The organism is Halocatena halophila (assembly GCA_027563145.1).
Classification (GTDB): Archaea; Halobacteriota; Halobacteria; order Halobacteriales; family Haloarculaceae; genus Halocatena; species Halocatena halophila.
Genome location: CP071306.1, coordinates 2134282 through 2146894, shown reverse-complemented (window position 1 = coordinate 2146894; position 12613 = coordinate 2134282). Strand labels below are relative to the sequence as shown.

14 protein-coding genes and 1 tRNA gene are annotated in these 12613 nt (G+C 58.6%); 10 read left to right on the top strand and 5 right to left on the bottom strand.

The genetic code is table 11. The annotated features are described in order from the left end of the window. Nucleotide 1 precedes the first annotated feature (1 nt). From JXQ78_RS11465 to JXQ78_RS11430, 8 genes are all read left to right on the top strand, one after another. Nucleotides 2-370 (top strand): PIN domain-containing protein, encoded by a 369-nt coding sequence (locus JXQ78_RS11465; protein ID WP_330630901.1) that lies wholly within the window; start codon nucleotides 2-4, stop codon nucleotides 368-370. 2 nt (nucleotides 371-372) lie between these two features. Further along, complete coding sequence (locus JXQ78_RS11460) at nucleotides 373-942, top strand: DNA-directed RNA polymerase (RefSeq protein WP_330630900.1); 570 nt, start codon at nucleotides 373-375, stop codon at nucleotides 940-942. Nucleotides 943-944: 2 nt separating this feature from the next. Next, on the top strand, nucleotides 945-1142 hold the full coding sequence (spt4, locus tag JXQ78_RS11455; RefSeq protein WP_330630899.1) for a transcription elongation factor subunit Spt4: 198 nt from the start codon (nucleotides 945-947) through the stop codon (nucleotides 1140-1142). Nucleotides 1143-1144: 2 nt separating this feature from the next. Next, on the top strand, nucleotides 1145-1681 hold the full coding sequence (locus tag JXQ78_RS11450; protein WP_330630898.1) for a GTP-dependent dephospho-CoA kinase family protein: 537 nt from the start codon (nucleotides 1145-1147) through the stop codon (nucleotides 1679-1681). Nucleotides 1682-1834: 153 nt separating this feature from the next. Then, nucleotides 1835-2479 carry a hypothetical protein gene (locus tag JXQ78_RS11445; RefSeq protein WP_330630897.1) on the top strand — a complete coding sequence of 215 codons (645 nt, stop codon included), beginning with the start codon at nucleotides 1835-1837 and terminating at the stop codon, nucleotides 2477-2479. A gap of 71 nt (nucleotides 2480-2550) precedes the next feature. Continuing rightward, nucleotides 2551-3213 carry an O-methyltransferase gene (locus JXQ78_RS11440; protein WP_330630896.1) on the top strand — a complete coding sequence of 221 codons (663 nt, stop codon included), beginning with the start codon at nucleotides 2551-2553 and terminating at the stop codon, nucleotides 3211-3213. 51 nt (nucleotides 3214-3264) lie between these two features. Then, complete coding sequence (locus JXQ78_RS11435; RefSeq protein ID WP_330630895.1) at nucleotides 3265-4917, top strand: long-chain fatty acid--CoA ligase; 1653 nt, start codon at nucleotides 3265-3267, stop codon at nucleotides 4915-4917. A 252-nt stretch (nucleotides 4918-5169) separates the two neighbouring features. Further along, complete coding sequence (locus JXQ78_RS11430) at nucleotides 5170-6324, top strand: acyl-CoA dehydrogenase family protein (RefSeq protein ID WP_330630894.1); 1155 nt, start codon at nucleotides 5170-5172, stop codon at nucleotides 6322-6324. On the opposite strand, the gene JXQ78_RS11425 is transcribed toward JXQ78_RS11430, so the two are convergent. The 4 genes from JXQ78_RS11425 to JXQ78_RS11410 are packed head-to-tail and all read right to left on the bottom strand — an operon-like array spanning nucleotide 6321 to nucleotide 10066. Continuing rightward, nucleotides 6321-7505 carry a GNAT family N-acetyltransferase gene (locus JXQ78_RS11425; protein ID WP_330630893.1) on the bottom strand — a complete coding sequence of 395 codons (1185 nt, stop codon included), beginning with the start codon at nucleotides 7503-7505 and terminating at the stop codon, nucleotides 6321-6323. The two genes, JXQ78_RS11430 and JXQ78_RS11425, sit on opposite strands and share 4 nt — an antisense overlap. 43 nt (nucleotides 7506-7548) lie before the next feature. Beyond that, nucleotides 7549-8355 (bottom strand): hypothetical protein, encoded by an 807-nt coding sequence (locus JXQ78_RS11420; protein ID WP_330630892.1) that lies wholly within the window; start codon nucleotides 8353-8355, stop codon nucleotides 7549-7551. Then, nucleotides 8352-9539: a DNA primase small subunit PriS gene (locus JXQ78_RS11415; protein WP_330630891.1), complete on the bottom strand. Its 1188-nt coding sequence runs from the start codon at nucleotides 9537-9539 to the stop codon at nucleotides 8352-8354. The genes JXQ78_RS11420 and JXQ78_RS11415 overlap by 4 nt, the downstream gene beginning before the upstream one ends. Nucleotides 9540-9583: 44 nt before the next feature. After that, complete coding sequence (locus JXQ78_RS11410) at nucleotides 9584-10066, bottom strand: GNAT family N-acetyltransferase (protein ID WP_330630890.1); 483 nt, start codon at nucleotides 10064-10066, stop codon at nucleotides 9584-9586. Nucleotides 10067-10185: 119 nt separating this feature from the next. Between JXQ78_RS11410 and JXQ78_RS11405 the strand changes: the two genes are divergently transcribed. Next, on the top strand, nucleotides 10186-11019 hold the full coding sequence (locus JXQ78_RS11405) for a translation initiation factor eIF-2B (RefSeq protein WP_330630889.1): 834 nt from the start codon (nucleotides 10186-10188) through the stop codon (nucleotides 11017-11019). Nucleotides 11020-11347: 328 nt separating this feature from the next. Here JXQ78_RS11405 and JXQ78_RS11400 read toward each other — a convergent pair. Beyond that, nucleotides 11348-11422, bottom strand: a tRNA-Val gene (locus JXQ78_RS11400). A 173-nt stretch (nucleotides 11423-11595) separates the two neighbouring features. Here JXQ78_RS11400 and trpD point away from each other — a divergent pair. Further along, nucleotides 11596-12603 carry an anthranilate phosphoribosyltransferase gene (gene trpD, locus JXQ78_RS11395; RefSeq protein WP_330630888.1) on the top strand — a complete coding sequence of 336 codons (1008 nt, stop codon included), beginning with the start codon at nucleotides 11596-11598 and terminating at the stop codon, nucleotides 12601-12603. The last annotated feature ends 10 nt before the right edge of the window (nucleotides 12604-12613 follow it).

Sequence of the window (12613 nt, the reverse complement as noted above, 5' to 3'; positions counted from 1 at the left end):
CATGGATCGAGTCGTCCTTGACACGAACGCGTTGATGATGCCGGTCGAGTGTGGTGTCCGCGTGTTCGAGGAGCTCGATCGACTGCTCGAAACGTATGAGTGTTACACCGTCGAACCGGTGGTTGCAGAGCTGCAAACGCTGGCCGAGAGCGGCCACGGCACCGAATCGACCGCGGCCCGCGTTGGCCACGACCTCACAGCGCGCTGTGGGATACTCGAGACCGAGGCGGCCTACGCCGACGACGCACTCGTCGAACTCGCAAACGATGGGGCGTGTGACTACGTGGTCACGAACGACAGACCCCTGCGTGACCGCCTCTCTGTCGCAGTAATTTGTGTAAGGGGTCAGAACAAACTCGCTATCCAGTAACTATGTACAAACGGGTCAGACTACGCGATACGGTCGAGGTGCCACCCCGGCACCTGGCCGACGTTTCGGAATCGTTGGTGAAACGACTGCTACAAGACAAGCTCGAAGGGCGGATGGACGAAGACGTTGGCAGCGTCGTCAGCATTGTCGACGTTGTCGAGGTTGGTGACGGTACGGTGTTGCCAAACCGTCCAGGCGTCTACTACGAGGCGGTGTTCGACGCCGTCACGTTCGATCCACAGATGCAGGAAGTGGTCGATGGCGAAGTCGTCGAAGTCGTCAACTTCGGTACGTTCATCGGCATCGGACCGGTCGATGGACTGCTCCACGTCTCACAGATTTCCGATGAATATCTGGCGTACGACGAGGAGAACCAGCAGCTCGCTTCGCGCGAATCGAACAGCACGATCGGGGCGGGCGACTCCGTCCGAGCGCGCATTGTCACCAAAAGCATCGACGAGCGCAATCCGCGTGACAGCAAAATTGGCCTCACGGCCAAACAGCCAGGCCTTGGCAAGCTCGGCTGGCTGAAAGAGCGTCGGGAGCAGGAACCGGCCGCCACGGGTGAGTGAGCGTGGCGAACAAACGCCTCGCCTGTCGTGAGTGCCACCTCGTCAACGGTCCCGACGCACAGAACTGCACGCAGTGTGGTTCGAGCAGCCTGACCGAGGACTGGGCAGGCTACGTGGTCATCGCACATCCCGAGCAAAGCGAGGTGGCAGACGAAATGAACGTCACCAGCGCAGGTGCGTACGCGTTGAAGGTCCGCTGATCGTGCTCACACTTCCTCCGTCGCTACGGTCGGCACTCAAATCACCGATGGGAACGGTGTACACCGATCCAGACGAGCTGTTGTCCGTGGCAGAAACGCCGTTGATCACCGTCGGTGATGTCGTCACTGAGACGCTGCTGGCTGTTTGCACACCGGCCGTCGCCGTCATTGACGATCAGACCAAGCGTACGCCACTCGATGAGTCGATCGACCGCACCGCATTCTCGAACGAACATTCGGTTGTCAACGACGCCGCAACGATCTCACCAGCGCTGATCGAAGCGCTCGGGACGGCCATCGCTACCGACGATTCGACCGTGATTGTCGTCGATGGCGAAGAAGATCTGGCGACACTCCCCGCGATTATGCTCGCTCCATCGGAGGCAAGCGTGGTGTACGGCCAGCCGGATGTCGGTATGGTGCACGTCGCTGTCGACAGCGCCGTCCGTGACGAAATCAAGGGGCTACTCAAGCGAATGGACGGCGACGTAGACGAAACGCTCGATTTGCTCGAGAATAATGCTGTGAGCGGTTGGTGAGTGCCAATTTGCTCGCTGATCCGTATCAAACAAATAAAGTACCCCCCTATCCTTTAGGGGTATGCAACCTTACATCAGCGATCGGACTCGGCGCGTACTCTCCTTTTGGCGGTTTCGCGGGGGAGAGACGCACGATCGCGGAGTCAACAACCAATGATACGGATTGAACTCGACCGGATCCACCTCGAACTGTTGTTGCTTTCTGGGCTGTTCGCCGCGCTTTCGGGCGTGGTGTTTCAGCCGAATCTTCGATATGGGATCAACATCGTCCCGCTTGGCACATTCGCCGGCGTCGCGGTCATCGGCATCGTCGCGCTGTTGCTCCGAAGATTCACTGGGTGGGATCCTGCTCGACTGCGATCGATGATCTGGTTCGGTCTCTTCGGTGGGTTTGCCGGAGCAATGATCTCTCGTGTCGCAGTCGGCTCGACGGAAAAAATGCTGTTCGGCACGGTTGGGGGTGCGGCTATGGCAATGGCATTGGCAGTTGGAATGAAAGTGACGGTCGTGATCAAAAGTCAGGACGACGCAGCCCGCGAGGCTGTCGATCGAATACTCGAGCAAAAAAACGTCTACACAGCCACCGAACAGTTCGAGGCGAACACGAGTCGATCGAGCGAAGCAAAGCCACAGACGGACGATGACGGAAACTGGGGCTCTACAACCGACGGCGGTGAGACCGAAGACGACACGCTCGAAGCGACGGACGATCCCGGCTCAGAGAGCTGGGTCGAAGAAGAGGCTGATTCTGGACCGATTCCGGTTATTCGTTCCATTTCTGACAGTACTGAAAAGTAACAATCGCGAACGAATCGAGTGGCTGCCGACAGTGCCCGTGAATTTTTCACCGACGGGAGCCACCCACGACCATGGATCCAACGATCAGTGCACACCTCGAATCGTTTGCGACGACCCTTGGTCCGGAGAGTGACGCCGTCCTAACGGAGATGGAAACGCTCGCCAGCGAGCGGTCGTTTCCGATCGTCGGAGGAGCTGTTGGAGGCTGGCTGGCCGTCCTCGCACGCATGGTCGATGCTCGATCAGTCTTCGAGTTTGGCTCTGGCTTTGGCTACTCGGCCTACTGGTTTTCTCGAGAGCTCCCCGACGACGGACAGCTCGTGCTCACCGACCTCGATGAGGAAAATCTTGAGCAAGCTGCCACGTTTCTTGAGCGATCGGCGTTTGAGGGCACCACCAGCTTTGAGCGTGGAGATGCAATCGAAACGATCGAGTCGTACGACGGGCCGTTCGACGTGGTGCTGATCGACAACGAAAAAGACCGGTACGCAGAAGCATTCGAAGTCGTCCGAGAGAAGGTCTCTCCGGGCGGGATCGTCCTCGCCGATAACATGATCGACGCCGGATCGATCGAATTTTCCTCACTCACGGAGTTGCTCTCGGGAACGAGCGTCGAAACCACCGCCTCCACGCGCGGGATTGCAGAGTATCTCGAAACCGTTCGAGCCGATCCGGCGTTCGAGACCGCACTGCTTCCGCTCGGGGAGGGGCTTGCCGTGAGCCATCGACAGTGAGCACGGACGTTTCGTGAGAAGAGTTAGTATGGTTGACTGCTATGTGATCGTATGCCAGGCGCAACCGATCAGACACTGCGACCGTTTCTGTGGCGTGCAGAGCGACTCTATCCGGAGACGGAGATCGTTTCTCGCGGTCACGATGGACTGACGCGATACACGTATAGTGAGTATTCCAGTCGCGTCAAGCAGCTTGCCAGCGCTCTCCGGGCAACTGGTGTCACCGCCGGCGATCGCGTCGCCACGCTCTGCTGGAATCATCACCGTCATTTCGAGCTGTATTTCGCGGTTACATCAATGGGCGCACAGTTACACACGATCAATCCGCTATTGCCAACCGATCACATCAGCCACATCATTGACGATGCCGGTGATCGTGTGGTGTTCGTCGATCCATCGCTGGTAGAGACCGTTACTGAAGCCCTCACAGCGACCGAAACCGACACCATCACACAGTTTGTCGTGATGGATGATTCGGCGAGCGCCAGCGCACTCGACCCGATCGAAGACTACGAGTCATATCTCGACGCCCATGAATCGGCGTTCGAGTGGCCAGCGCTCGAAGAGACGGCCCCAGCGGGGATGTGTTACACATCAGGAACGACCGGAAAGCCAAAAGGCGTCGAGTACACCCACCAGATGCTCTGGTCACACACGATGGCCACACAGTCTCCACAGGGGATTCCGATTGACGACGATGATGTCGTCCTTCCGGTCGTTCCAATGTTCCACGTCAACGCGTGGGGAATGCCGTTTTCGGCCACGGCTGGGGGCGCAAAGCAGGTGTTCCCTGGACCGGCACCCGAGCCGGCAGAACTCGGATCACTGATCGAATCCGAGGGCGTCACCATTGCAGCCGGCGTGCCAACCGTGTGGCTCGGACTCAAAGAGTATATGACACACACTGCGGTGGATCTCTCAACGCTAGAGCGGGTGGTCATCGGCGGCTCTGCTGCGCCGGAATCGATGATCGACTGGTTCGATAGCCACGGTGTAGAAGTGCTTCACGCCTGGGGAATGACGGAGATGGCACCGATCGGGACTGTCTCACATGCAAAGGCTGGACTCGAAGACGCGAGTGCTGCACAACGACGGGCAAAGCGGGCAAAGCAAGGGCTCGCCGTGCCGGGCCTCGAGTTCCGTGTGATCGATGATAACGGAGACGAAGTCCCCTGGGACGGAGAGCAATTCGGCGAACTCTGGGTGCGGGGGCCGTGGGTAACGACGGAGTATTTCGCAAACGAGAGCGCGACTGCTGAAACTTTCGAAGACGGCTGGTTGAAAACGGGCGACGTAGTGACGGTGGACGAAGACGGCTATCTCGAAATCGTCGACAGAATCAAGGACGTGATCAAAAGCGGAGGAGAGTGGATCTCCTCGGTCGAACTCGAAAATGCCATTATGGGCCATGATGGCGTCGAGGAAGCGACCGTGGTGGGCGTTGGGGACGACAAATGGCAAGAGCGCCCGATTGCCTTTGTCGTTGCCGACGATTCAGCATCACGCGACGAACTAACCGCCGAACTAGAAGCGTCGCTCACAGAACAGTTCCCGAAATGGTGGGTACCAGACGCGTTCGAATTCATCGACGCCGTCCCGAAAACTGCCACTGGAAAGTTTGCAAAGCGCGTTCTGCGAGAGCAGTACGACAGCACAGATCAGTTCGACACCTCCCCATCTGCAAAAGCACCACCAGAGGAGTAATCTCCGATCAGGATTACAGAAATTCGAGGAAAAAGTCTACGGATTGACCAGAAATCTTCGATTTCTGGTTGATCAGCAAGAGCGCTATGGGTTCTTGCCACTTGACCAGAAATCTTCAATTTCTGGCTGATCAGTCAAGCTTCGCTTGACTACTTCGCCGGATTACATCCGGCGGGCTGCCAGAGCTTCGTTCTGGCAACTTTAGGCGGGGGAGAAGTCACTTTACCGTCGCCATCGAAGTGGCTCGTACCGATGGAGTTGTTAGATGATACTGTCGTTCCCGAGTCAGCACACAAAGCAAAACGGGAGGCACGGGAGTTTGCCGAAAGCGAAATCGAGCCGGTCGCTGCGCAGTACTATCGGAGCGGAGAGTATCCCTTGGACGTGCTTGAGGCTGGAATGGACGCGAACATCGTCGCCCAGGACATCGGCGAAGCCTACGGTGGACGTGGCTTTTCACTCGAAGAGCTGCTTGCGGTCGCCGAAGAGCTTTTTCGAGCAGATGCCGGCATCGGGCTGACGCTGATGCTCGCGTCATTCGGCGCAGAAATCCTCGAAGATCACGGCTCTGAAGAACAAAAGGAGACGTATCTCAAACCGGTTGCGAACAACGACCAGATAACGGGACTGGCAGTTTCCGAACCGGATGGTGGAAGCGATCTCGCGGGGATGTCGACCACTGCCGATCGAGTGGGTGATTCGTACGTCATCAACGGAGAGAAATACTGGATCGGCAACGGTGTGGAGGCCGACTGGGTGACCCTCTATGCCAAAACCGACGACGATGAGTCGAATCGATACGGCAACTACTCGATTTTTATCGTGCCAACCGACACTGACGGCTACGACGCAGAGCACATCCCGGAGAAGATGGCAATGCGTGCGTCAAAACAGGCACACATCACGCTCACTGACTGTCAGATTCCGGTCGAGAACCGAATCGGTCCGGAGGGTGCCGGCTTTTATATGCTCGCCGAATTTTTCAATCACGGACGCGTGATCGTTGGCGGCCACGGACTCGGACTGGGAGCTGCTGCAATCGAGGAAGCGTGGTCGTTCGTTCACGACCGAGAGGCGTTCGGGCGCACGCTCGATGCGTTTCAATCGGTCCAACACAGCCTTTCGGAGATGCGCATGGAGTTCGAGGCCGCACGCGCGCTCAACTGGCGAGCGGCACGCGCCGTCGCTAACAACGACCAGCCCGGTTTCTGGGGCGCACTGGCAAAGACGAAATCGACGGAGATGGCAACGATGTGTGCCGAAAACGGCATGCAGCTTCACGGCGGCCGATCCGTGCTGAACGACCGCCGCATCGCACGCGTGTTTCGCGATTCTCGGATTCCAGTCATCTACGAAGGGGCAAACGAAATCCAGCGCAATCTCATCTACAGCCAGACGCCGACCTAGAAAAACTCCACGAGTGATGGCTCGGTTGCCGGAAGCAACCGGTCCAGCGTCTCGATTGCCGCGTCGGTGCCCTCGATCGTTTCGTATTCGGCGAGCGTCGCTGGCGAACGATAGCCACTGACGATTGCACCTAGTGCAGAGATATCGAGTTCGATCGCAGAGGGATCTGTACTGGGGACACAGGTGGCAGAATTGTCGGTCACCGTGAGTTCGAAGCGCCCATCGTTCCACGGGGCATCCGAGTCGGCTATCTCAAGGACGACGCTGCCTGTGTCGGCGTAGTCGATCGCAGAGAGCCCCCGTTCAACGTCAACAACGCGAAACATGGCACCAGATCGACGCTCAACCCGCACGCTCGATGGATCGGGAGTCAGCTCCCAGAGAAGGGGCTGTTCGACATCAAACTGAAGCGAGGTTACCTGCGAGTCGTGATACCGACAGTATCGCAGCAGTTCGCGGTAGGCACGCACATCGCGATAACTCCGCTCGTGAACCGTTAGCTGGCGGCCATCATCGGTGTCCTCGATCGTGTAGACGAGATATCCGACGAGCGTTCCGTCGCGCTCAACCCCTGCAACGAATGGCTGGGTGCGATAGTCGAACACCCGCTTTTGCCACCACGCTTCAGTGCGGTCCATCGCAAGATCGTGGTCGTGACAGGTGGTGTACACCGCATCGAGTGCTGGAATGTCCTCGGGGGTCAGCTCCACGAAGGTTCCGCCGGCTGACTCGTCACCTATGAACGCCAACGCGTCCGGACTACACGTGATCCTGTACTGATCTGCACACCGTTCGTAGCCTAGCCGGCGATAGAACTCGGTGTCGAACGGCCACAGTGCCGAAAACGCGATCTCTTTCTCGCGATACTCGGCGAGTGATTCGGCGAGCATCGTTCGAACATAGCCGTTTCGCCGGTGTTTTGGTGGTGTCGAAACGTTTGCCACCCCGCCTACCGTGTGCCACTCGCCGCGCACCCTGAGCGTATGCCAGTAGTGAGCGATCGTGCTGACGAGTTCGCCGTCGTCGAACAGCCCTCGGTCGGCCGAGAGCTGGGCCCAGGGTGGCGTCTCCTCCGTTTGTTCACCAGATCGGGGGGTAACCTCGTGGGGACGAAACGCATACGCAGTGAGCGCTCGATACGCGTGGAGCTCCGAGTCAGCAACTGATCGATACGTCGGCATGCCTAACCCTACCGAGCCACGACCAAAGCTCTCACTCCTTCGGTCAAGACTGGTCGAGCTGGATCGCAGCGTCCTGTTCAAGCAACGGATCCGCGTTCATCGTGGGGAGGCGCACAACGTCGTCAGTCGACAGTTCATACGCCCGGTCATCAACACCCAGAATCTCGCCGACATCGCTGGTGATTCGGACCGTCATCCGCTCTACATCGTCCGTATCCTCGCCAGCTGTCGGTGTCTCATCTGGTGGCTGTGGAGCTGTCGGCTCGTCCACTTCTTGAACGGGAGCGGACTCGGTCTCAAGGGGTTCGTCCGGCGGGGGTTGTGGCGTTTCCCGGTCGGTAGTAACATCTTCGCCGGATCCCATCGCCGAGGACGCACGGAGCTCACTCGCAGACGCTTTCGCTTCGGAGGGGCCTGCAGAATCCTCATCATCACTCGGGGGTGCGGTCTCGGCGGCGGCTTCCTGGGCGAGGACGGTATCGAGCACGCGAGAGCGGCTGTCCTCGATGGTAGCGACGAGTCGATCGAACGTCTCGCGTTCTTCACTCGTCAATCCATCAACGTCGGCTGCCATTCCCGCGGCATCGAGACTCGCCTGTTTGACGAGCTTGCCGATCCGGCGCTCATAAATCGATTCGACGGTCCGTTCGGCGGTGTTGATCTCGTTTGTCAACCGCTGGACGTCCGGGGAGTCGAACGGGTCGGCCGCCCGTTCGGCAACGGATTCGCGCTCTTCGCGGAGCTGTCGAACGAATCGCCCTGCGTCTTGATAAAATGTGTCGTGCAGCTGCTGGAGGCTATCGATCTGTCGTTCGCGACTCTGAACTGATTGGAGCTCGTCGAGGTTCATTCTGGTGCCTTTTCAGCGTGTCCTCTGGCCATGAGGAAGATGCCAATGGACTCCCGGACCGTTACATTGCCGGCTGGGATCTTATGTGTTTCCCCACTCAGCTGGACCGCCCGTTGCTCTCGGTTGTTGATGGTGATTTCGGCCCCTGAAAACGGCTCCGGGACGGCCTCTATTAACGGATCAAACGATTCGACGTCATCGAGCGACAGTTCACACACGGCCAGCCCACTCCCCCCGTGGATCGAGCCCGGCAAACGAATCAGTCGATTGATGTCTGTCGTTACGGGTTCGTCAATGGGCACTGCACTCTCCTCGATCACCGATTCAAGCAACTGATTTGCGAGCGTGTGGCTGTACTGACCGGCCACGTCGAGATTTCCAGCACTGAACTGCTCCGGACGATCGAGGATCGCCTGATACAGCATTTTCCCACCCTTCTCGCCGATGCCATCGAACGAGTGGAGGCGCTCGATTGCAGCCGCCTCATCGAGTTCCTGGATGGATTCAACGAGCGTACAGAGCCTGTTGTGGACGCGTCGTCCCCAGCCGCCATCTGTCGTGAGCGTGTGTTTTTGTGCCGGCGTCGATCGACCGAGACCGGCAACGGTCTCTTCGCTCGTCAGCGCTTCAACGCCAGAAATGCCCTCTCCGAGCAGGTACGCGGCGATCTCACTGCGGGCCTCTCGGTCCAGTGGACGCACTGCGTCCGTCCGGACGTGGACGTGATAGCCACGACTCCCCGAGAAAACGACCGTGAGCGCGTCGTCCTCGAAACCAAAATCCGTCCGCAAGAATTCGAGCAGTCGGAGCAGCGCCGCTTTACACGTTTCTAGCATTGAGGCGTAGCTATCGGTTTCGGGATCGACAGCCGGGAGATGATCGGCATCGAGATCGAACACCAGATCCGAACCCTGCCATCCTTTCTCGGCCATCGAACGCGCGCCCGGATCGTCGTACTGGCCGGCCGAAAAATACACGTGCCGTGGTGATTCGTCCACCAGAAACGTCGAGAGATCACCTAGCTCTACGAGTTCTTTGTGGCGGACCATCGTGGTCCCTGGACCCTCCGTAAACGGGATAACCCCCCATTCACGCAGCCCGGGCGCGGGCGGTAGCGAAAGCTCCGTTCGGCGGTAGTAATCGCCGAACCGACCCTGCAGGTACGCACGCGTCCGCTGGTTCATATCCTACGAACGAACGTGTGCACAAAGAACCTCTCGATACCCGATCAGAAACGGACGAATCGCGATATCGTTTCCGCCAACCCCTCATCGCCCAGTCGCAAGTAGTAGGCGTCGCCACCGTCTTCGTAGTAGCTGGTTACACGACGCTCGACTTCGAAACCAAGATGCTCGTAGAATCCAAGCGCTCGTTCGTTCGTCGTTCGTGCGTGACAGCTCACGCCGTTGTAATTTTCTGCGACGCCAGAAACGAGTCGCCGGCCGAAACCGTCTCCACGAAACTCTGGTGCAACGGCGAGAAACAGGATGTAGCCGTCGCGTCGAACCGCCGCAAAGCCGATGAGTCGTTCCTCTTGTCCCTCAGAGAGATAACAGTAGATTTTGGATCGTCGATACGCATCCGTGAAGAAGCCGCGTCGTTGCTGTAACACGCCATCGGATTGCCGAATCCGTTCTTTGAGATCCCAGGCGTCGTCCACGTAGGTGTCCTGGCCAGGGCGGACGATCCGGCGGTCAACGTTAACGCTCACTGGCTTTCGTTACTGCTGGAACGAATATAACTCCACCGGGGGTTCGTTTCAATGCAAATGATTGTTACGGCCGATGCAGAGCCAGAAGTTCTTTAGTACGAACTGCGAAGAGTTCGGGTATGATAGACGAGACGGTTGCGGAGATCAGCGAGATGCAGACACACAGTTCGTCTGTTGTCGCGATCAAGGCCGCACGCGCACTTGAGACGCTTACTGAGCGCGAGGCAGCCACCGTCGAGGAGTATATTCGGGATCTCGAACGCAATTCTGGGGCGTTGCGGCGTGCAAATCCTTCACATGCATCGTTACACACCACACAGCGGACGATCGTCGAGACGGTCAGCGAGGCTGAACCGGCCTCGGTAGACGCTGCAAAGCAGCTAACCGCGGAGGCGATCGACTCCGTCATTGATCGTGTTGAGACCGCAAAGCGCGAGGCTGCAGCGCAGTTCGCTGACCAACTCGAGGACGAGATGGTGTTGTTGACACACGATTACTCGTCGACCGTCCTCGAGGGGATCGAACGGGCGGCGAGCGATGGGACGCATCTTCGGGTGTACGCAACCGAAGCCCGGCCCCGGTATCTCGGTCGGAAAACGGCACGCGTGCTCGGCGCGATCGATCGGGTGGAGACGGAGCTGCTGGTCGACAGCGCCGCCGGGACGGTGCTCGACGATGTCGATCGGGTTGTCGTCGGGATGGACTGTATCGTCGAGGACCATCTGTACAATCGCGTCGGGACGTATCCGATCGCCGCCGCTGCCAGCACGGCTGACGTCCCTGTCTGGGTCGTCGGTTCCGGGGCAAAGATCATCGAAGACGGCTTCGTTTTCGAAAACGAATATCGGCCGGCAAGCGAGGTGATGCTTGAGCCAGCTGAGGGGTTCAGCATTCGAAATCCTGCCTATGATGCCACTCCTGTCGGGTTGATCGATGATGTGATCACGGATTGAGGCAGGAATCGCAACTCTTGCTTTCTATCCCGCTTCGAGCTTTCGGATGACTCTCCTGTTGATACACTCAGATCGTGCGATCTCAGTATCGAATCTCACGACGCCGAAAAATATCCATGAATTCGGGCGGATTTGAACCACGGTCGTTCCACACGCTCCACTCCCTGATTCAAATCCGCGGCTTTCGTTCTCCAATCACTCAGAGAATAAATTTGAACCCGTGACAGACGACCGGCTCACTCCGTTCGACGATCGACTGTCTGGCCGCGACGTTCACTCACTCCACGTCGCAATGCCGGCCTCGAAAAAACAACTTCGAAAATTCCTATGGGTTCGGGCGGATTTGAACCGCCGGCCTCCTCCATGTCAAGGAGGTGTCATAACCAGCCTAGACCACGAACCCCGTCTTGCTTACACTCACGAGTAACTGGGAGGGATACTTGACCTTTGCGAAACTGACTGACCGACGGCAGTCGATCGAGCAGTCATGCCTGAGAACCCCTAACACTACCAACAGAATTAAGAGAATGTACATATATGATCATAGTAAGCCACTATCGAACATTAGTGTCCATTATGAACACGTATATCGAGCAGCTCACCGACGGTGAGGATTTGACCGAACAGCAGGCAACCGAGGCCGCAACGGCGGTGTTCGAAGATGCAACGGAGGCCCAGATCGGTGCGTTGCTGGCAGCGCTCCGCGCAAAGGGCGAGACCGAAGCAGAGATCGCAGGCTTCGCCCGGGGGATGCGAAAGGCTGCCCGAACGATCGAACCCGACCAGGCAGGCCTCGTCGACACCTGTGGAACTGGCGGCGACGATTACGACACGATCAACGTCTCGACGACGAGTGCGATCGTTGCAGCAGGTGCTGGCGTTCCAGTCGCCAAACACGGCAACTACTCCGTCTCATCACAATCCGGAAGCACTGATGTCCTCGATGCACTGGAGGTGCCCGCCACCGAGGAACCAGCCGTCGTCGAAGGGCTGATCGAACGCCACGGAATCGGCTTCATGCACGCACCCGTCTTCCATCCGGCGATGAAAGCCGTGATCGGGCCACGACGCGAGCTGGGACTCCGAACGATCTTCAACGTGCTCGGGCCACTCACCAATCCGGCCGGTGCAGACGGCCAGATCGTTGGCGTCTACGACCCGGCGCTGGTCGAAACGGTCGCGAGCGCACTCGCTCGACTCCCGGTCGAACACGCGCTGGTGGTCCACGGCGACGGACTGGACGAAATCTGTCTCCACAGTGAAACAACCGTCGCGGAGGTGTCTGGCACGGAAATCGAGCAATACACGATCGAACCCGCATCGCTCGGCCTGGAACGCGCACCGATCGAGGCGGTCGCTGGCGGCTCGCCCGCTGAAAACGCCGCAACGCTCGATGGAATCCTCCGTGGGGAGCGAACCGGCCCAGCCCGAGAGATCGTGCTCGCCAACGCCGGCGCGGCGATCTACGTCAGCGGCGAAACGTCGACGCTCAAAGACGGTGTTGAACTGGCCGAGCAGGCGATCGACGCCGGAGCTGCAAGCGCAGTGTTGACCGAGCTTCGCACCGCTTCGATCGCACGATGACCGGCGGGCC